Origin of the sequence: Streptomyces sp. NPDC021080, from assembly GCF_044333225.1 — a bacterium.
Lineage (GTDB): Bacteria > Actinomycetota > Actinomycetes > Streptomycetales > Streptomycetaceae > Streptomyces.
Genome location: NZ_JBIRQM010000002.1, coordinates 188,530 through 208,590, shown reverse-complemented (window position 1 = coordinate 208,590; position 20,061 = coordinate 188,530). Strand labels below are relative to the sequence as shown.

Below are 20,061 nucleotides of genomic sequence, written 5' to 3'. Positions count from 1 at the left end.
GACAGGTCATCGGATCCGGGTGGCGGAGCCGACCGTCCCGGCCAACGGCCTGCCTCTCACACGCCGTCCATGTGCAGAGCCAGGCGGGGGCGGGCGGCGACAGCTTGCCGGGCGTGACCGTGCAACCGGTCAGGCGCGGCGCTGTTCTTGAGGATGGGACCCCGTTCACCGAGGTCGATCGGCTCGGGGAGCAGTTCGGCGCCCGGTCCCCGGCCGGTACGGGCGACGCGGTCGACACACAGGGTCGGGTCCGGGGCCATCGCCAGGTCTCCGGGGGCACGGCGGGTGGTACGGGGATCTGTGGCGGCTCGTGGGCTGCGTGCTGGTGACTCCGCGATGCCCCCGGTCGTCCTCCACGACCAGGATCCGTGTTGCCTCACCCGCATCCGTGCCGGTGATTCGAGTGTTCATGCGCGTTACCCGCCTCCCGGACGAAGGGACCGTCCGCGCCGCCCCCCGTGCCGGCCTTCCCCGCTGCCGGGCTTCGGCGGTGTGGGAGTCAGGTCCTGTTCGGTACGACCGCCACCGGGCAGGCGGCGTGGTGCAGCAGGGTGTGGCTCACGCGGCCGAGCCGGAGCCCGAAGCGACCGGACCTGCGACGCGTTCCGAGGACCACGAGGTCGGCGGCGGCCGAGCGGTGGACCAGCACCGTGCGGGCCGCGCCCTCGACCGGCGTCCGGCGCAGCCGTACGTCCGGGTGCGCGTCGGACGCGTCGGCGACGAGGCTCTGGATGAGAGCCGCGGCCTGTTTCTCGTGCTGGTGCTCCGGATCCTCGGCCGGTGCCGTGTCGTCGGCCGCTTCCCGGGCCGGGCATCGCCAGGCCCGGACGACGTCCAGCTCACATCCGCGGGCCTCGGCCTCCCGGAACGCGAATCCGACCGCCTCCCGGCAGGTGTCGGGGTCGCCCGCGCCGAGCAGGATGCGCTCGTGGGATCCGGTCAGAGCGGCCTTGTCGCCCCTGACCACGACGACCGGGCAGTCCGCGCGGGCGGCGACCGCCGGCCCCACGGAACCGAGCAGTGTCCCCTTCAGTTCGCCGCGGCCCCGTGAACCGGTGATGAGGGCGGTGGCGTTCCGGCCTTCGTCCAGGAGCGCGGAGACGGCTTCGGCCGGTACGATCTTCGTCGAGACGCTCAGGTCGGGGTTGTGCCGACGGACCCGTTCCGCCGCCGAGGCGACGACGTGTTCCGCCAGAACCTGCCCGGAGGAACGTTCGCGGCTCAGTGTCGGCAACGCTGCCTCGTACCGTTCCCACAGGGACGCGTGGACCAGCCGCAGGGGAAGCCGGCTGCGCGTGGCCAGGTCCACCGCCCAGTCGATGGCCGACAGACTGCCGTCCGATCCGTCGACGCCCACGACGAGGGGGAGTGTCATCGTCTCCACCGCCTTCTCTTCTCTCGACCGCATGGGCGCGGCAGGGGGTGTCACCTCCACGGTCGTACCTGCCGGGAGGCGATGGCAGGGGCCGTTCAGCCCTCACCCGGGACGTTCGGCCCCGGCGGGGTGGACACGGCAGGGGCACCGTCCGACGTGCGGGTCCTGGTTCCTCGGGACGATGCCGGCGGTTCCTGCAGGATGCTCCAGGCGACCGGGCCGAGCAGGTCGGTGAGACGGCGGAAGACGTCGAGAAGCAGGTCGTCGACCGTCAGCACGCCCGCCACCCGGCCCGCGTCCAGGACCGGGAGCCTGCGGATTCCCGTACGACGGAACGTTCGGTAGGCCACCTGGAGGTCGTCGTCGGCGTCGACCGTGACGGCGGCCGGCGACATGACGGCGTCCACCCGCGTGCCCGGGTCCAGGCCCGCGCCCATGCCGCGTAGGGCGAGATCGCGGTCGGTGACGATGCCGAGCAGCACGCCGTCCTCGACCACGAGAACCGACCCGACGGCGCGTTCGGCCATCTCCCCGGCCACGTCGGCCAGGGAAGCGTCAGGGGCCGCGCACACCGCGGGGGCCGTCATCGCCTCCGAGATCCTCATGACACCGCTCTTTGCCGAGGGGAAGCCATCAGGTCACGTCGGTCACGTCGAGCACGTCGGCCACCGGCCGGCGCGGGCTCGCCTCGCCCTCGGGACCGTAGCCGAGCCGGATCACCATCTGGACGTTCGCCATGGCGGAGAGGGGGTCGCGGACGGCCCAGCGGATGTCGGGCCACTCCAGTGGCTGGGACGTGAGGGACGCGACCAGTCCGTCCGCGGTGGCCTGGAGCAGCACCCGTTCCAGTGCCTGACCGGCGCGCAGCCAGTCCAGAGGCTTGTCACCGGCCGTCCCGAGCAGAGCGATGTGCGGGTTCTTCTCGAAGACCGCCCAGCCACGTCCGGGTACCGGGCGCCCGACGGCGAAGTCGCGGACCGGGACCGACGTACCGTGCTGCCGCGGACCGAACGCCCCGGCGGGGACGCCGTCCGCCGCGCCGGTGACCGGCGACGGCTCCGGATGTGTCCACCGGACCGTCTCCTCGTGCACTCCCGGGTCGAGTGCCTCCGTGTCCTCGGCGTCCCGGACCAGCTCGACGATCGACCGCACATGCCAGGGGTCGGGGAAGAACAGGTCCGCGCCCTCGACGCGGGCCGCCTCGGACAGCCGCTCCTTCGCGGCGGCGGGGATCTCCTCGTCGCGGAAGGGCAGGCGGCTGGAGTGACGACGCCGGATCGAGGGGGCCAGCCGGGCGAGCGAGCTGTCGCGCGGGCCGGTGCGGGTCAGACTCACCTCGGCGAGGAAGGTCGCGGAGGCGGGATCGGGCAGCAGCCGGACGTCCGGCGTCAGTCCGGCCGCGGCGGCGGACACGCGCAGATTGAACAACGCGGCGCCGCAGCCCATGAGCAGGCCGCGGTTCTCCGGATCGGTGTGCGGGAGCGCGCGTTCCGGGTCGGCGTACAGGCGCAGGACGTCCATGCCCCGTAGTCTGCGGAACGCCCAGGGCTGCGCGTTGTGCTGCGAGGGCGCGGCGGTGGCGTCCGCCACGAGCGCGTTGATGGTGTTCGCATCAAGAGGTCCGTCGTTCACGGTGCTTTCCCTTCGTGCGGCTCCTCGGCCCACCCCTCTTCACGGCGGCATCCGGACCCGACAGCGGAGGGTCACGGAGAAGTGCCGCCACCTGTTCCATGGAAGCTCTGCAGGCTCCGGCCGGGCAGGGGCCATTGGTCCTCGACCCGGGCCCGGTCGACCCCGTCCGCGCACCGGCGCCGGTCATGTCCTGCCCCGGCCGGCGTGATTTCCGGCCAGGAGTTCCCTCACGAGCGCCGAGACCTGCTCCACCTCGATGAGGAAGCCGTCATGGCCGTACGGGGATTCGATCAGCCGGAGACGGTCGGCGGCCGGGATGCCTGCCGCCAGTTCCGCCTGCTGGGCCGGTGGGTAGAGGCGGTCGGAGCCGACCCCGGCCACGAGGGTGTCGGCGCTCACCCGGCGCAGGGCGGCGCGCACGCCGCCGCGGCCCCGTCCTATGTCGTGGCTGTTCATCGCCTCGGACAGCACGACGTAGCTGCCCGCGTCGAAACGGCTCACCAACTTGGCGGCGTGATGGCCGAGGTAGGACTCGACCTGGTACCGGCCACCGTTCCAGGGGTCCTCCGTGCCCTGGGGCGCACGCCCGAAGCGCACGTGTAGCTCCGGCTCGCTGCGGTAGGTGACATGGGCGATCCGTCGGGCCAGGCCGAGTCCGGTGCACGGACCGCGGCCGGTGTCGTGGTAGTGGCCCCCGAGCCAGTGCCGGTCGGAGCGGATGGCGCGCAGCTGGATGTCGGCCCAGGCGATCTGCTCGGCGCTCGCCGAGGCGGCCGTGGCGAGCAGCAGGAGCGCGCCGGTCCGCGCCGGATGCGACACGGCCCATTCCAGCGCCCGCATCCCGCCCATCGAGCCGCCGACCACCAGCGCCCAGCGGTCGATGCCGAGTGCGTCGGCCAGACCGGCCTCGGCGGCCACCTGGTCACGCTGTGTGAGGAAGGGGAAATCGCCGCCCCAGCGGCGTCCGTCCGGCCTTCGCGACGACGGTCCTGTACTGCCCTGGCAGCCGCCGAGGACGTTCGGCGCCACGACGAACCAGCGGTCCGGGTCCAGGGCGCGTCCCGGTCCGACGAGTCCGTCCCACCAGCCGGGGGTGGGGTGCCCGTTCCCGGCCGGTCCGGCGACGTGGCTGTCCCCGGTGAGGGCGTGCAGGACGAGGACGGCGTTGGAGGCGTCCGGCGCGAGCCGTCCCCAGGTCTCGAACGCGAGCCGCACACCCGGCAGTTCACCGCCCGCCTCCAGCGACAGCGGCGTCTCGCGGCCGTACCACTGGCGCCGCCCCGGCGGATCCCCCTCCCGCCAGGCACCGGTGGCCGGCGGGAGAGGTTCCTGATGGGGCGTCAATACGGTGTTCAGGACGCGCCCTTGGCCGCGCGGAAGCCTGCCTCCAGGTCCGCCTTGAGGTCGGCGAGGTTCTCGATGCCGACCGACAGACGCACCAGGCCCGCAGAGGTGCCGGTCGCCGCGAGCTGCTCGTCGTCGAGCTGGCTGTGGGTGGTGGACGCGGGGTGGATGATCAGGCTGCGCACGTCGCCGATGTTGGCGAGGTGGCTGAACAGCTCGACCGCGTCCACGAACCGCTTGCCCGCCTCCACCCCGTCCCGCAGCTCGAAGGAGACCACGGCACCGGCGCCGCGCGGCAGATACCTCTGTCCCGCCTCATACCACTTGCTGGACTCGAGTCCCGGGTAGTGGACGGCCGCGACCTCGTCGCGCCGCTCCAGCCACTCGGCGAGCGCCCGGGCGTTCGCCGAGTGCCTCTCGATGCGCAGGCTCAGCGTCTCCACGCCCTGCAGCAGCAGGAACGAGGAGTGCGGGGAGAGCGCCGGACCGAGGTCGCGCAGCAACTGCACCCGCAGCTTGACCGCGAAGGCGCCCGGGCCGAGGGCCGGCCAGTACCGCAGGCCGTGATAGCTGGGGTCCGGCTCGGTGAAGTCCGGGAACCGGCCGGCGTGCGCGCCGAAGTCGAAGGTGCCGCCGTCGACGACCACACCCGCGATGGCGGTGCCGTGCCCGCCGAGGAACTTGGTGGCCGAGTGCACGACGATGTCCGCGCCGTGCTCGACGGGCCGCAGCAGATACGGAGTCGGGACGGTGTTGTCCACGATCAGCGGTACGCCCTCGGCGTGTGCGACGTCCGCGACCGCCCGCACGTCCAGCACGTTGCCGCGCGGGTTGCCCAGCGTCTCCGCGAACAGCGCCTTGGTGTTCGGCCGGATGGCGGCGCGCCAGGCCTCGACGTCGTCGGGGTCGTCGACGAACGACACGTCGATGCCGAACTTGGGGAGCGTGTGCCGGAAGAGGTTGTACGTGCCGCCGTACAGCGACGTACTGGAGACGATGTGGTCGCCCGCGCTCGCCAGCGTCAGGATGGCCAGCGTCTCCGCCGCCTGCCCGGAGGCGAGCGCGACGGCCGCGACACCGCCCTCGAGTGCGGCGATCCGCTGCTCGAAGACGTCCTGGGTGGGATTGTGGATGCGGGTGTAGATGTTGCCGGGTTCGGCCAGCGAGAACAGGTCGGCCGCGTGCCGGGTGTCCCGGAACACGAACGACGTGGTCTGGTAGATCGGTGTCGCCCGGGCGCCGGTCGTCGGGTCGGGCGCGGCTCCGGCGTGGATCTGCTTGGTCTCGAAGGACCATGCCGAGGTGTCGGGCCCCGCGTGCGCTTCTTCCGGGGTGTGGCCGGCGGTGACGGAGTCGATGGGCTGGCTCATGGTGCTGCTCCCTGTACGGAGGGTGAGAACGGGAAGGCGTGAGGAACCACGGCGCCCTGGACCACTGCCGGTACGACGGCAGCGGTCGGCGCTACGCGGTGAAAGGGATGCTGGTCAGAAGCCCGAGCGCGGCGTCAGCTCGTGGCGGGACAACCGGTGGTGGTGACACGCACGTAATCGACGTGGCGGCGGGTCACGAGCACGGTCATGAGCCCAGGTAACCACATGACGCCGTCACGAACCAGCCACACGGCGGTGTTTCATCCGTGGGACGGCACGACGGATCCGCCTTCCCGGAGGGGTGGCGTGGGCCCGGAGGGAGGGCTGCGAGGGAGCTGGTTCCGGCCGCTCCGGGCCTTCTGCACGGGGCCGGAGCGTGCCGTCGGCCGACGTGGAAGTGTCCCGCAGCGCCACGGAGTTCCGGACAAACGGAGAATCCCTCCGTGTCCGCGATGCAAGACCCCCTCCGATTTTCTTGACCACTGTGGTGGCCGTCTGCTGAACTCCCGTTCCATGAACCCGCACGTGGACCTGACCCGGCGGCGCCACATCGACCTGGCGCACGTCGCCAGCGCCTTCTGTTGTCGCTGATCCGGCGAGTCGTCCCGGCGGCGATCGGTGCGCACCGACTGCGCGCCCCACGCTGATGCGGTGTCAAACTCCGCGTGCCGAGCTGAAGTTCCGCGGGAACGTCGTGTCCGACGGCCTGTGAGCGGCTGCTTCCGGCTTCCTTCCTCGTACCTCTCTTTCCCGGCAGCGGCCGGGGGTGTCCGCAGCGCAGGGTGCGCACGGGCGGCGAGGCCGTACGAGCGGACCGGCCCGGTCGTCGAAGAACCCGCGAACCGGCAGCCGGTTTCAGGCGGATAAGCGGCCCGGTACCGGGTTCGACGGTTCGGCATCAGCTTCCTGACGGCCGGATCCGCCCGGCCGTGCCTCCCGCCCGGCCGCCCCTCCCGCCCGGCCGCCCCTCCCGCATGGCCGTCGGCTGCCCGCCCCTGTGCCGTGACCCCAACTCCTGTCCCGTTTACGGCTGTCGGGCCGGCGAGCCGATCCGTCATGGCCGCTGCCCGTCCCCCAGCACACGGTGGTACGCCCACCTCCTCCCGAGAAGGACCTCCTCATGCCCGTGTCCATCCGCAAACTCACCGGCCGCATCGGCGCGGTGGCCGAGGGCGTCGACCTGACGGCGCCATCGGACGACTCCACGCTCACGGCACTCCGTGACGCCCTCGACGAGCACAAGGCACTCGTCTTCGACAACGCCGGCCTCGACGACTCCGGTCAGGAGCGCGTGGCCCGCTGGTTCGGCGAACTCACCACCGCCCACCCGAACGTGTCGGCCGTCGACGGCACGACGAACGTGCTTGCCGTAGACAGCGAGACGTCCAAGGCCAACGAGTGGCACACGGACGTCACCTTCGTGGTCAACCCGCCGCAGGTCACCACACTGAGGTCGCTCGTGACCACGCCCTACGGCGGCGAGACGCTCATCGCCAATGCCGCCGCTGCCTATCGCGACCTGCCCGCACCGTTGCGCACCCTCGCGGACTCGCTGCGCGTCGTGCACACCAACCAGTACGACTACGCCCGCCCCGAGGCCGTCACGGCACAGCGGCAGGAGTACGACCGGGTCTTCGTCTCGACGCGCTACGAGGCCGAGCACCCGGTCGTGCGCGTCCATCCCCTGACCGGTGAACGCGGCCTGTTCATCGGCGGGTTCGCCAAGCGGATCGTCGGTCTGCCGAACAGCGACTCGGCGGATCTGCTGCGCATCCTCCAGTCGTACGTGACGCGTCCGGAGAACATCCTGCGCTGGACCTGGTCCCCCGACCAGCTGCTGATCTTCGACAACCGGATCACCCAGCACTACGCGGTCGACAACTACGACGACCACCCGCGACGCCTGAACCGGGTGACCGTCGCGGGAGACGTCCCGGTCGGCGTCGACGGACGCCGCAGCGAACAACTCGTCGGTGACGCCTCGCACTACACCGGCGTCCTGGCGGTGGCGGCATGACCGAGATCCGCATCCCGGCGCCCGCCGTTCTCAAGGGACCGGACACCACGACGAAGAGCGCGCGGGAACGCGAGGTGTTCGTTCCGCGCGGCGCGCGCCGCCGAACAGCTCTCGGCACACTCCGCGAGCGGCTGCGCTGGCCGCTCGGCGTCTACACGACTCCGGTCGTCATCCTCGTGGCCTGGGAGATACTCGCCCGGGCCGGAGTAGTGACGAAGACCTACGCTCCGGCGCCGACCTCCATCGTGAGGGCGGCCGTCGATCTGTGGCAGCAGGGAGTGCTCGGTCCGGACCTGGCCGTCTCGCTGCAGCGGGCCGGCATCGGCCTCGCGATCGGCCTGACGGCGGGCATCGTCACCGGAGTGCTCGGCGGACTGCTGCGCAGCGGCGAGTACCTGTTCAACGGCGTCGTACAGGTGCTCAACACGATCCCGCTCCTCGCGGTGCTGCCCTTGATGATCGTGTGGTTCGGCATCGACGAGCTCACGAAGGTGCTGCTGATCTCCTTCGGTGCCGGCGTTCCGATGTATCTCAACCTGTTCGCCGCGATCCGCGGTGTCGACCAGCGGCTGATCGAGATGACCCGGACGACCGGGGCGGGCACGTGGCGCCTGGTGACGCGTGTGCTGGTGCCCGGATCCCTGCCCGGCTTCCTGGTCGGCCTCCGCTTCTCCCTCGCGTACAGCGTCCTGGGCCTCGTCGCCGCGGAAACGGTCAACGCCGACAAGGGACTCGGCTTCCTCATCACCCAGGGACAGACCTATCTGCAGACCAACCAGGTCTTCGTGGGGCTGGTGATCTACTCGCTCCTCGGTCTGCTCGCCGACCAGTTCGTCCGGGCTCTCGAGCGGGTGCTGCTGCGGTGGCGCCCCAGTTATGAGGCGTCATGAGCAGCACAGTCGCGACCGATCTCCGCCGGGCAACCGGTGTCGTCGTCGAGCGGGTCGTCCGGAGCTTCGGCGACCGGGTGGTGCTCGACCACCTCGATCTCACCATCGAGGACCAGGAGCTGGTGATCCTGCTCGGCCCCTCGGGCTGCGGCAAGAGCACCCTCCTGCGTCTGCTCGCCGGACTGGACCGGCCCGACGGAGGACGCGTCGAGGTCCCGGCGAAGCGGGCGATCGTCTTCCAGGCCGACCGGCTGCTGCCGTGGCAGCGCGTCCTGCCCAACGTCACCCTCGGCCTCCACGGACCCGACGCGGACCAGCGGGCGCGCGAGGTACTCGCCGAGGTCGGACTCGCGGGCCGCGAGAAGGCCTGGCCCAAGGAACTCTCCGGCGGCGAGGCCCAGCGGGTGTCGCTGGCCAGGGCACTGGTCTCGGAGCCCGAACTCGTCCTGCTCGACGAGCCGTTCGCGGCACTCGACGCCATCACCCGGCTGCGCATGCACGACCTCGTACGCGCCCTGCGGACGAAGCACCAGGCGGCCATGCTGCTCGTCACCCACGACATCGACGAGGCGATCGCGCTGGCGGACCGCATTCTCGTCATGAGCGACGGCCGCATCGGCAGCTCGCACGAGGTCGACCTCTCCGCCGCCGACCGTGAAGCGAGCATCGCGCGCGAGGAACTGCGCGCCCGGCTCCTGGAAGACCTCGGCCTCGCCGGACAGCACTGATCCCCCCGAACCGGGAGCGCACTGACCGCCCGGAACCGGGAGGGCACCGATCTCCCGGGACCGGACAGCACTGATCTCCCCGAACACCCTCACCCAGTACGGAAAACCCGGCACAGAAAGTCAGGACATCCCATGCACAAGGCAACCAGCAGACTCGTCACCGCCGTCGCTCCCCTCGCCCTGGCGAGCACCCTCGTCGCCTGCGGCTCGTCCTCGGACACCTCCGCGCCGCTCAGCAACGCCGGCAACGCGAGCAGCGCGAAGCACCCCGAGTGGAGCAAGTACACCTTCACCATCGGAGACAACGGCGGTGACGGCAGCCAGGCCCTGGCGAAACTGACCGGCGTCTTCGACAACGCGCCCTACAAGGTGAAGTTCGCCCGTTTCACCTACGGCCCACCGCTCGTGCAGGCCGCGGCCTCGGGGGACATAGACCTGGGCAGCGTCGGTGACGTACCGCCGATCACCGGTGCCGCGAAGGAATACGGCTTCAAGATCGTCGCCGTGAACCGCTCGCTCACGCCCGACCAGGCGGTGGAGAACATCATCGTGCCGAAGGGCTCGAAGCTGAGGACGGCCGCCGACCTCAAGGGCAAGCGGATCGCCGTCCCACAGGGCAGCTCCGCCCACGGACTGGCCCTGAACGCACTGAAGAGCGTCGGCCTCGGCCCCAAGGACGCCAAGCTCGTCTTCCTCGACCCCGCGGCCGCCGCGACGGCGTTCAACACCGGCAAGGTGGACGCCTGGTCGATCTGGAACCCGCAGTCCGCGATCGCGGTCAAGAACGGCGCGCGGATCCTGGTCAAGGGCCTCCCGCCGATCGACCAGACGAGCAGCTACTACGTCGCGAGCGACACGTCGCTGAAGGACAAGACCAAGCGCGCGGCCCTCACGGACGTCCTGAAGCGGCTCTCCCGCGAGTACGCCTGGGCCATCAAGCACCCTGATCAGTACGCGAAGGCGCTCTCGCAGGAACAGGGCATCCCGCTGGCCGACGCCAAGGCGTCCCTGGCCGCCTACTCGAACCGCGTGACCCCGGTGGAGAAGGCGGACATCGAGCTGGAGCAGAAGCTCGCGGACGCCTTCCTCGAAGCAGGCCAGATCACCAAGAAGGTCGACCTCGCGTCGATCACCGACAACCTGCTTCCGGCCGGCTACGACAGCTCCGAGCTGACCTTCAACTGAACCCCGCCCTCCACCCCGACACACGAAGGAGAGAACCCGTGACCGGAACACAGCGCCGGCTCCACCTCAACGCCTTCCTCATGGAGGCGGGCCACCACGAGGCGGCCTGGCGGCTCCCGCACAGCAACCCCCGGGCCGACTTCGACCTGCGCCACTGGATCGAGCTGGCGCAACTCGCCGAGAGCGCCAAGTTCGACTCGCTGTTCCTCGCCGACGGCCCGGCCCTCATCGGAACCGGCGAGTTCCGCCCACCGGGCCAGCTCGAACCACTGACCCTGCTGACCGCACTGTCCCAGGCGACCAGCAGGATCGGCCTCATCGCGACCGTCTCGTCGACCTACAACGAGCCCTACAACCTCGCCCGCCGGCTCGCCTCCGTCGACCACGTCAGCGGCGGCCGCGCCGGCTGGAACATCGTCACCTCCGCGGGGGCGGACGAAGCCGCCAACTTCGGCCTCGACGACCGTCCCGACCACGCCCGGCGCTACGCCCGCGCCGACGAGTTCCTGAAGGTCGCCAAGGCCCTGTGGGACAGCTGGGAGTCCGACGCCGTCGTCGCGGACAAGGCCGGCGGCCGCTACGCCGACCCCGAGCGGCTGCACCGGCTCGGCCACCAGGGCACCTACTTCAAGGTGGCCGGACCGCTCAACGTCGAACGCCCGCCCCAGGGTTACCCGCTGCTCGTCCAGGCCGGCTCCTCCGAGGACGGGAAGGAGTTCGCGGCCCGCCACGCCGAGGCCATCTTCACCGCCCACACGACCTACGAGCGCGCGGCCGCCTTCTACGCCGACATCAAGGCACGGACCAGGGCCGCGGGCCGTGACCCGCAGGGCGTGATCGTCCTGCCCGGCATCGTCCCGTACATCGGGTCGACCGAGGCGGAAGCCCGCGCACTCGCCCGGGAGTTCGACGAACTGCGCGTTCCGGAGTACGGGCTGCGCCAGCTGGCCGCGGTGTTCGAGACCGAGCCGTCGGCCTTCGAACTCGACGCGCCGCTACCGGACTTCATCCTCGCCAGGCCGAAACTGGAAGGCTCACAGAGCCGTTCCGACCTGATCATCGACCTCGCGGTACGAGAACGGCTCACGGTCCGTCAGATCATCTCCCGGCTCGGCGGCGGGCGCGGTCACTTCGAGTTCATCGGCACGCCCGAGCAGGTCGCGGACACGATCATCGCCTGGTTCGAGGGCGGCGCGGCGGACGGGTTCAACATCATGGCACCCGCCCTGCCTTCGGGCCTCGCGGCCTTCGTCGAGCACGTCCTGCCGATCCTGCGCGCCAAGGGCCTGTTCCGTGAGGAGTACGAAGGAACGACCCTGCGCGAGCACTACGGGCTCCAGGTCCCGCAGAACCAGTTCCGGACCTGACACGTGCGCCTCCCACCGCCTTCCGGTGGGAGGCGCACGGCCGATCCGGTCCCGCTCAGGGCAGGACGGGGGAGGAGATCCCAAGGGAAATCCCTCCTGTCGCCGGACCACCGGTCCCGTCACAATGACGCGACGGTATTGATCAATCGCGACTACCGGCTGCTCTGGGCGGGACAACCGATCTAACAGATCGGTGACTTCGCCTTCGCCACGACCCTGTCCCTGTGGATCGGCACGGTGGTGCTCGCCGGCCGGTCGTACGCGCCCGCCGCCGTGTTCGGGCTGGTCGTCGTCGCCATCGGCACCCTGCTGGTCGGGCCGTTGCTGAGCCCGTAGTCAGGTCTCAGCCTTCCGGGCATTTCGGCCCGGAAGGTCCGTCACATCACCAGAGCGTCAGGGGCTCGGCTTGAGGACGGTCTCCCGTTTCTGTCTGCTGCTGGTGCGGCAGGGTTGCGCCGCCTGCCCGTCCCGCCCCCGTCTTGCGGCGGGGGCGGGTGGTGCGGGTCTTCTGGTCGGCTCCACGAGGCTTCGACACCACCTCGGTGGTGTCCTGGTCTCCGGCCACTGCGGTACCAGTCGTGCAGGCTGCCGCTGCGAGGGCAGCAAGGTTGCGTGCCGCGTTGGTGTCCCGGTCGATGACCAGGCCGCACGCGTCGCATGCGTAGGTCCGCACGTGCAGCGGCAGCTTGGCTTTCACTACGCCGCACCCGGAACAGGTCTTGGAGGAGGGGAACCAGCGGTCGGCCGCGATGATGCGGGCGGCGTGGCGCCGGCGGGTCTTGTAGGTGAGCTGGCGGCGGATTTCGCCGAATCCGGCGTCGGCTATGTGCCGGGCCAGGCGCCGGTTCTTCACCATGCCGGCGACATTGAGGTCCTCGATCACGACGGTGCCGTACTCGACAGCAACGCTCGTGGTGAGCTTGTGCAGGGCGTCCGCACGGAGATTCGCGACCCGGTGGTGCACGCGGTTCCGGAGGCCGCTTGGTAGCCGGGTAATGCAGCAGGTCAGGGCCCTTCAGGCGGCAGAGCAGGCGGGACGAGTCCACGGATAGTCCACGGCTGACTGAGCACCGTCTTATCGGAACCTGCCGCCAGCCGTTTGCCGCCGATTGGCGGTCGGACAGAGTCTCGATGTACGCCCCTGCCCGGTCGTCGGTGCCGGTCGTGCAGCCTTGGCGCTTGGTCCGCAGTTGTTCGCCTGTGTTGGTGTTAGAGGTTGATATCAGGAGTCTGGGCGCCTTTGACAACTGACTTGGCACACATATTTCGCACATCCGCCGATTCTTGCGGAGGCTCCTCTCCTCCCAGATGCGCGCCCAGCGTGTAAGGAGCATCCTGGTGTTGTACGGCCATGGAGAGGTAATGAATGGTCATGCCTAGAGCTGAGCGGCGACGGATCTCCTGTTTTGTTGCGACTCTTGTTCTGGCGGTTGTACTCCCTCTCGTCGCGCCAGGCGAGGCTATTTCTCAAGCTTCACCAGACTGTAGAGTTCTTTTCATAGGCGCGCACGGGTTGAACGAGAATGAGACTTCGAGAACACTCGCAGATACATGGAAGTCATTTCATGCTTACAGCGAGAATCACGGGGGTTACGGCAAAGACAAGCCGAAGATGCTTGCATACCCGAAACTAGGGGTTTGGGATTTCATCTCGGCGCTACGCGTAAACATGGAAAATCCGAACATGTCGTCGCTTCTAGCTGTTAACCAGGGTGTTGAGTTGCTTGATGCGGCTGTCCGCGGATACCTCGCGCAGTGCCCATCTGGGGGCGGAGTGGTGATTGCGGGTTACTCCGAGGGTGCATGGATAATTGACGAATACCTACGCAGAAACTACGGACTGTCAGCCGTGGTGAAAGGGGTGCAACTCTACGGTGATCCATTGTATGAGGATCTCAAGGTGGGAGACCAGGGGCTAGGGAGGAATTTGGGTTTCGCGAGCAATTTCCCCGACCCTTACCCGGACTCCACTTTGGAGGGGGCCAATATAGTTGACAGTCAGTGTATGAATAGGGATCCAATCTGCGGAGGAGGATTTCGTGCGGCGGATAGTTCCGCGCGTAGCTCGCAACAATTTGGAGCTGCACTTCGCTGCGCTGTCAAAAATGGCGCCTGCAAGTCACATACAGAGTCGTACCTGGGTCTAGCGGCTAAACAGGGTGGCGAATTTCTGGCCGCGAATTCCTTTATTGCGGACTGAGCATTTCCCTGCCCTTGCGGCGTAGGTGACTTATTTGTTTCATTCAGGCAGACGGTACTCGATGTGCCGATGACTTCCTTGTTTCCCTAAGCTGTAGATCGAGCCGTTGGACGGTCAACTGGGCTGTGCCTGTTTCCCACTGTCACTAGTCCTGTAAATCCGTGCTACCGCCGACTTGACCGTCTGCAGGATGAGAAGGGGTCGGTTTCATGTGGGGATGTTCTTGGCGACGTTCTCTTACATCTCTTGGTATAGCCTGCGGACTCGCCGCAATAGCTATCGTGGCCGATGGTTCGTATAGCTCGCAGGCAGAACCTTATGCCCAGGAGGACGGTTACTTTCTTGAATGGAGGACTTATTCCAAGCGGCTCGCATCCCAATCGGTTGATTGGGAGAATCGCAATTACAGTATCACTTGCGATGACATCGTCGACAAGCCGGTTAAGGTGAATCTGCGCAACGGTAAGGGGGTTGCGAAGGGTGGCGGAATCGGCGGGTATGACCGCTGGGAGGTGGCAGTCCAGCGGACCGTGCGCGGTAAACTTCCAGGGCTCGGTGATGTGACTGCTGTCCTCATTTATTGCTCTCCGCAGCCGAGCAACTTCTTCCGGCAGGAACTGCGTCTCTACCGCGCCGACGGCAGAGAGATAGGCCGTGTGCCAACCTTTGATGTCCCGGAACTTCCGCCGCAATTCCAGCCGAAAACTCTAGCGATCAAAAGCGGTCGAATTGGCGCTGACGTCATATTCTACGGGCCCGAAGACACCCATGCCAGTGGACCCTCGATACGCCGTCATGTCACCTGGACCTGGGATGGCAGGCGGTTCGTTGCGCACGGTGCTAATCCTGCTTCCCGCCGCGTTGACTTGACTCACTCATCTGTCACGGTCAACGGGATGGGTCCACTTCGCATTGGGATGAGCCGTGACGAAGCAGAGAAAGCAATCGGTGTGCCGATCCCCGAGGGGCGCCGCGACACTGGCCGGCACTGCACAGACCACGTAGTGCAAGGAGGGCCCAAGGGGCTCTATCTACGCTTCGCATATAAACGTCTGGTCGCGATCTACGTCGCCCAACCAGCGAAGACGATATCAACGGCCTCGGGCATTCACATCGGAAGCACGCGAGACAATGTGCTCAATACGTACGATGGTGAGATCACGGCCAACACTGACTACGGAAATGAAAAGCTTGTTTTCGCACCGGTCGCGCCTAAGTTCGCGGGAAGAGTCATCGTTTTCGATATCGTCGACGACGCCGTCACAAGTTTCATAGCAGGTGAACCAGACTTTGCAACAGGCTCCTGTGGGGCTGCTGATTAGCTCAATATTGGCGGCAATAAGAGGTCGCGGGTCGACTGGACGATTGCTCACATCGAGCGGGCGGATGGCTGCTTGAAGTACCTGGCCGAAGCAGGTACCCGGACGTCCACTTCCCCGTCAACGGACTCGTCTTCCTCGGCGAGAAGGGCGCGTCATTCCGGCGCAGCACCTTTAGCTGGAAGTGGCGTAAAGCGCGTACTGCCGTCGGAATCCCCCGAACGCTTCCGCTTCCGCTCCACGCCCTTCGTCCCACCGGACGCATGTTCTCGACCCGTACACGGGAAACTCTCAAGGACACGATGATTGCGAGTCGGCCAGTCTTCAGAGAAAACAGCGCTGGTTTATCAGCACTCCAGCGATGACCGTCAGCAGGGGCAGCCGGCCTCGACGCGGCCGTCCGCAAGGCACGCCAGGAAGTTGCGGTCGTGCCAGAACAGCCCACCCACAGCCTCAATCGAACTCGCGCTCTCAGCTTGGGAAGCTGAGGTGGCTTCGGCTTGCTGCGGGCCTGACCTGGGGCGAAGGTGTCTTGATGTCTGATGATGGGCCCCTTTATTTCCCGGTGTTCCCCGTGGCTCCCGCACAACCTGGCGCGCGTCTGGCACGTTCGCTTTGTCCCGCACTCGTGGCGGCACAGTCATTGAGGTTTCCTGGCTGGTCGATTGGCTGTAGACGGTTGCTGAGGGGTAGGTGTGGTCGCGGCGGTCGCTGTACTTTGCTGCTGGACAGCCTGAGCTGCTCGGCGCGCGTGGGCCAAGTTGGCGTGGCCGTTGCGGATTTCGGGATGGGTGTCGCTCAGAACCTGCCCGTACTGGACGAGTGTGACCTCATACAGGTGGATGGCGCGTTCGAGATTTCCTGCTGCCAGGTGTACCCAAGCGAGTCCGTTGCGGCTGTTCAGCGTGTTGGGGTGGGTGTCGCTAAGGACCCGCTCACACTGGGCAAGCGTGGCTTCATGCAGCGGTATGGCCTGTTCGAGATTCCCCGCCACTCGGTAGGCATAGGCGAGAGTGCTGTAGCTTTCGAGAGTTTGTGGGTGCGTGTCGCCTAGTACTCGCTTGCGCTGAGCGAGTGTGACCTCACACAACGGGACAGCTCGCTCCAGGTTCTTGGCTGTGACGTACGCGTAGGCGAGGGTGTCGCGGGTGTTCAGGGTGTCGGGGTGGGTGTCGCCGAGGGTCTGCTCGTGCTGGGCGAGGGTGGTTTCGCACAAGGGGATGCCCTGTTTCAGATTCCCTGCGGTGATGTAGGCCCAGGCGAGTCCGTTGCGGGTGTTCAGGGTGTCGGGGTGGGTGTCGCCGAGGGTCTGCTCGTGCTGGGCGAGGGTGGTTTCGCACAGCGGGATGCCCCGTTCGAGGTCTCCTGCGCTGATGTAGGCCCAGGCGAGTCCGTTGCGGGTGTTCAGGGTGTCGGGGTGGGTGTCGCCGAGGGTCCGTTCCCGCTGGGCGAGGGTGGTTTTGTACAGCGGGATGCCCCGTTCGAGGTCTCCCGCGATGACGTAGGCGGAGGCGAGTCCGTTGCGGGTGTTCAGGGTGTCGGGGTGGGTGTCGCCGAGGACCCGCTCCCACTGAGCGAAAGCGGTTTCGTACAGTGGGATGCCCCGTTTGAGGTCTCCCGCGTCCACGTAGGCGGAGGCGAGGTCACTGCGCCCGAGCAGAGTGGTCGGATGGGTGTCGCCTAGGACTTCCTTGTACTGGGCGAGGGCGGTCTTGTACAGCGGGATGGCTCGTTCAAGCTTCCCTGCCGCGCTGTAGGCATTGGCAAGGGTGCTGCGGGTGTTCAGGGTGTCGGGGTGGGTGTCGCCGAGGACCCGCTCCCGCTGGGCAAGGGTGGCCTCGTACAGCGGGATGGCCCGTTCAAGCTTCCCCGCCCCCACGTAAGTGAGTCCAAGGTTGTTGCGGCTGGTCAGAGTATCGGGGTGGGTGTCGCCGAGGATCTGCTCGCGCTGGGCCAGCGTGACTTCACACAAGGAGATGGCCCGTTCCAGGTCTCCTGCGGCCATACAGGCCCAGGCGAGGGTATTACGGCTTTCAAGGGTGTCGGGGTGGGTGTCGCCGAGGACCCGCTCCCGCTGGGCCAGCGTGACCTCACACAGAGGGATAGCCTGTCCCAAGTTTGCTGCGGCCATGTAGGCGCAGGCGAGACTGTCTCGGCTGGTCAGGGTTTCGGGGTGGGTGTCGCCCAGGATCTCCTCGGCCTGGGCGAGGACGCTGGCACGCAGGGGGATGGTGTGGGCGTCACGGCCCTGCCCACGCAGATACTCGGCGGCGCCATGGTAGAGGTTGGCAGTATCGATTGATGCCGGACTGCCGTAAGGCACTGAGGCGACCAGAGCGAAGATGTGAGGGAGTAGCCGTTCCCACTTGGTGTTCTGCTGGGTTGGCGTATCGCCCCTATCGGGGATGGCCTGGTTCACGACCCATTCGGCTTCGTGCCGGCCTGGCGCGTGTTCCCCGGCTTCGGTGACGGTGCGGTGGCGCAGGACAGCCTGCACCAAGCGGTGGACGATAACGCTGTGGCGGTCGTCGGTGAAGGAGATCATGTTGTAGGCGTGCAGCGTGCCTAACGCCTGGCCCAAGGCGAGCGCGTCGGGGGCCAGCGGGGCAAGCAGACTGCGGGGGATGTCGTCCGGGGCTGTCCACGCCATGGTGTCCAGCAGTGTGACAGCCAACGGATCGCGACCCGCGATCACGACGAGGGTCTGGTCCCAGATGCGGGCGATGGTGCGCTCGGCACTGATTCCGTCGGCGCCCTCAGCCAGCATCAGTCCCAGGACATGGCGGTAGGTGTCAATGTCGGTGCCGGTCTGGTGCAGGTAGGCACCAGCCTGTTCCAGAGCCAGTGGCAGGTACCCCAGGTCACCCGCCAGTTGTTCGGCTTGGTGGCGTTGGGTGGGAGTGGGCAGCTGCCCGTCGAAGGCGATGGCGCACAGTAGGTCGGCGGCTGCGGCAGCGTCGAGCAGGCCCAGGGGCATGGTTGGGGCGATGGCGTGCCAGCCGGTGGCCCGACGGCTGGTGGCGAGATGGTGGCCGCCTGGGAGAGTCCCGAAGTAATGACGCAAGACGTCCGGGTTCTCGACATTATCGAAGACCAGCAGCCAGCCCGCATGCCATTGCAGCCACAGCATCGCCCACGCCGCCCGCTGCTCCATGTCCGCCGATGCCGCCCAGTCCTGGCACAGGCTCCTAGCCAGAGAGGCGAGATCCACAACGATCTGTTCTGCCGAGGCGGCGTTGATCCACCACACCACCGTGTACGAGGTTCGGTACCGGTGGGCGTAGTGCAAGGCCAGCGTGCTCTTGCCAATGCCGCCCAGCCCATGAATCGCCCGTACGCTTGAGGAGACTTGGGTAACTGCGGCCTCTCCTTCGCGAGCCAACATCTGTCGAAGCCGTTTGGTTTCTTCGTCCCGGCCGACGAACAGGCCGGACGCCGATCCCGGCAGATTCGCCAGACCTGGTGGCGCACTCACTTCCTGTACGAGTTGCGCCACTTCCGCTGGCACCATGATCACACGTGCTTCGTCGCCGGTGATGGCCACAGCGATGTCGCGGGCCGCCACCGACCCATCGCCCGCAGCATGCGGGCCACCGTGCCCGGACTGGGGCTCTTTGATACTCATGGCTTTAGCGTGATGTTGTCCCCGGTGACGGCCGTGCCGATGGTCTGCGCCGCGATGGAGCGCTCACCGTACGCCGTCACGTTTGCAACTCCGGAACTGGCGACCGACAGGATTTCCGCCAATTCGTCCCGCAACTCCGTGTCCTCCCGCAAGGCGCGCTTGATCTGTTGGCGCAGCGTCGCCGCCGCGTCTCTGTCTTCCGGATCATCAGCCACATCCTGCACTGCCGCTTCCAGAGCCACCCGGCTCTGCTCGCCGCGGCGATGCCACACTGCTTGCAGGATCCGGCGCCCCAGATTCGCCGTCGCAGCCGCAGCGGCATCCTCGGCCCGGGTCAGTACGCCCACCCCGTACGCACTCACTGCCGTCGACAGGTACGGCCCTGCCTGCTCCACCAACTGCACGATCTCAGTCCCCACTTGGTCCCCCAGGGCTTCCTCGACTCCGAGGATTTAGCGTAGAAAGGCACCAGCCATGGCACACCCAAAACGTCGGAACTACCCGCAATCGTTCGAATGTAACTAGCAGTTTTCTCTCCTGCGTTGACAGAGGAGGTAGATCTGGTGGTAAGCCGACCGCCCCAGCTACGATGCACCCCTTCAATGAATAGAGAAATCTGTAACAGCTTCCAGACGGAGGCGTACTTCGCCGCACAGAGCGGCTGACGTCGGCCAGGTACCTCTGGCTGACGGCAGCAGTGACGGCAACAACGGCACACCAAGGCATGCCATCGCAAACTTGGGCGACTGGCCCGGGAGACTCCCTGGTCTCCTCGTGAGGCGCCGCCCGATCCTACGGATCAGAAGGTCGGAGCCTTGGTGATCGGTGAGGTCGTCCGCACGGTAAAGGCCGCGACCCGGGGCGCGACAAGGGTCGGCTGCCTCACCGTCACCGCAAGGCCGTGCCACTCTCGTGCCAGAACGGGCGGGAACTCACGGGGACTCAGCAGCAACGGCGCAGACGCGGGGACTTGCCCCAAGACAGGTCTCCGCAGCTCACGCCAGCAACC

Annotated in this window: 16 protein-coding genes; 7 read left to right on the top strand and 9 right to left on the bottom strand. The window is 67.5% G+C overall.

The window, feature by feature from the left end:
• Positions 1 to 56: 56 nt before the first annotated feature.
• The 6 genes from ACH4S8_RS04990 to ACH4S8_RS04965 all read right to left on the bottom strand — a co-directional run bounded on the left by ACH4S8_RS04990 (position 57) and on the right by ACH4S8_RS04965 (position 5,721).
• Positions 57 to 260: a ferredoxin gene (locus ACH4S8_RS04990; RefSeq protein WP_398391002.1), complete on the bottom strand. Its 204-nt coding sequence runs from the start codon at positions 258 to 260 to the stop codon at positions 57 to 59.
• Between the two features lie 239 nt (positions 261 to 499).
• On the bottom strand, positions 500 to 1,375 hold the full coding sequence (locus tag ACH4S8_RS04985; RefSeq protein ID WP_398391001.1) for a universal stress protein: 876 nt from the start codon (positions 1,373 to 1,375) through the stop codon (positions 500 to 502).
• A 95-nt stretch (positions 1,376 to 1,470) separates the two neighbouring features.
• Positions 1,471 to 1,980, bottom strand: a complete 510-nt coding sequence (locus tag ACH4S8_RS04980; protein WP_398390999.1) for a cyclic nucleotide-binding/CBS domain-containing protein — start codon at positions 1,978 to 1,980, stop codon at positions 1,471 to 1,473.
• A gap of 28 nt (positions 1,981 to 2,008) precedes the next feature.
• The gene (locus tag ACH4S8_RS04975; protein WP_398390997.1) at positions 2,009 to 3,007 is read right to left on the bottom strand and encodes an Acg family FMN-binding oxidoreductase; all 999 of its coding nucleotides are present in this window, start codon (positions 3,005 to 3,007) and stop codon (positions 2,009 to 2,011) included.
• 183 nt (positions 3,008 to 3,190) lie between these two features.
• On the bottom strand, positions 3,191 to 4,363 hold the full coding sequence (locus ACH4S8_RS04970; protein ID WP_398391734.1) for a homoserine O-acetyltransferase: 1,173 nt from the start codon (positions 4,361 to 4,363) through the stop codon (positions 3,191 to 3,193).
• A complete protein-coding gene (locus ACH4S8_RS04965; protein WP_398390995.1) occupies positions 4,360 to 5,721 on the bottom strand; it encodes a bifunctional o-acetylhomoserine/o-acetylserine sulfhydrylase in 1,362 nt (453 codons plus the stop codon). Before ACH4S8_RS04965 ends, ACH4S8_RS04970 begins: the two co-directional genes overlap by 4 nt.
• Positions 5,722 to 6,841: 1,120 nt before the next feature.
• On the opposite strand from ACH4S8_RS04965, the gene ACH4S8_RS04960 reads away from it, so the two are divergent.
• The 5 genes from ACH4S8_RS04960 to ACH4S8_RS04940 all read left to right on the top strand — a co-directional run bounded on the left by ACH4S8_RS04960 (position 6,842) and on the right by ACH4S8_RS04940 (position 11,908).
• Entirely contained in the window at positions 6,842 to 7,738 is an 897-nt protein-coding gene (locus ACH4S8_RS04960; protein WP_398390994.1) for a TauD/TfdA dioxygenase family protein, read from the top strand.
• Complete coding sequence (locus ACH4S8_RS04955; RefSeq protein ID WP_398390993.1) at positions 7,735 to 8,628, top strand: ABC transporter permease; 894 nt, start codon at positions 7,735 to 7,737, stop codon at positions 8,626 to 8,628. Before ACH4S8_RS04960 ends, ACH4S8_RS04955 begins: the two co-directional genes overlap by 4 nt.
• A complete protein-coding gene (locus tag ACH4S8_RS04950) occupies positions 8,625 to 9,356 on the top strand; it encodes an ABC transporter ATP-binding protein (protein WP_398390991.1) in 732 nt (243 codons plus the stop codon). Before ACH4S8_RS04955 ends, ACH4S8_RS04950 begins: the two co-directional genes overlap by 4 nt.
• A 132-nt stretch (positions 9,357 to 9,488) precedes the next feature.
• The gene (locus ACH4S8_RS04945) at positions 9,489 to 10,541 is read left to right on the top strand and encodes an aliphatic sulfonate ABC transporter substrate-binding protein (protein ID WP_398390989.1); all 1,053 of its coding nucleotides are present in this window, start codon (positions 9,489 to 9,491) and stop codon (positions 10,539 to 10,541) included.
• A 38-nt stretch (positions 10,542 to 10,579) separates the two neighbouring features.
• Entirely contained in the window at positions 10,580 to 11,908 is a 1,329-nt protein-coding gene (locus tag ACH4S8_RS04940) for an LLM class flavin-dependent oxidoreductase (RefSeq protein WP_398390987.1), read from the top strand.
• A gap of 382 nt (positions 11,909 to 12,290) precedes the next feature.
• Here ACH4S8_RS04940 and ACH4S8_RS04935 read toward each other — a convergent pair whose 3' ends face one another.
• Positions 12,291 to 12,872, bottom strand: coding sequence for an RNA-guided endonuclease InsQ/TnpB family protein (locus tag ACH4S8_RS04935; RefSeq protein ID WP_398390986.1), 582 nt, complete (start codon positions 12,870 to 12,872; stop codon positions 12,291 to 12,293).
• A 549-nt stretch (positions 12,873 to 13,421) separates the two neighbouring features.
• Between ACH4S8_RS04935 and ACH4S8_RS04930 the strand changes: the two genes are divergently transcribed.
• Together ACH4S8_RS04930 and ACH4S8_RS04925 are read left to right on the top strand one after the other, a co-directional pair.
• Positions 13,422 to 14,108 (top strand): cutinase family protein, encoded by a 687-nt coding sequence (locus ACH4S8_RS04930; RefSeq protein ID WP_398390984.1) that lies wholly within the window; start codon positions 13,422 to 13,424, stop codon positions 14,106 to 14,108.
• A gap of 281 nt (positions 14,109 to 14,389) precedes the next feature.
• On the top strand, positions 14,390 to 15,430 hold the full coding sequence (locus ACH4S8_RS04925; protein WP_398390982.1) for a hypothetical protein: 1,041 nt from the start codon (positions 14,390 to 14,392) through the stop codon (positions 15,428 to 15,430).
• Positions 15,431 to 16,067: 637 nt separating this feature from the next.
• On the opposite strand, the gene ACH4S8_RS04920 is transcribed toward ACH4S8_RS04925, so the two are convergent.
• Entirely contained in the window at positions 16,068 to 19,052 is a 2,985-nt protein-coding gene (locus ACH4S8_RS04920; protein ID WP_398390980.1) for a tetratricopeptide repeat protein, read from the bottom strand.
• Positions 19,049 to 19,456: a hypothetical protein gene (locus tag ACH4S8_RS04915; RefSeq protein WP_398390979.1), complete on the bottom strand. Its 408-nt coding sequence runs from the start codon at positions 19,454 to 19,456 to the stop codon at positions 19,049 to 19,051. The genes ACH4S8_RS04920 and ACH4S8_RS04915 overlap by 4 nt, the downstream gene beginning before the upstream one ends.
• Between the last annotated feature and the right edge of the window lie 605 nt (positions 19,457 to 20,061).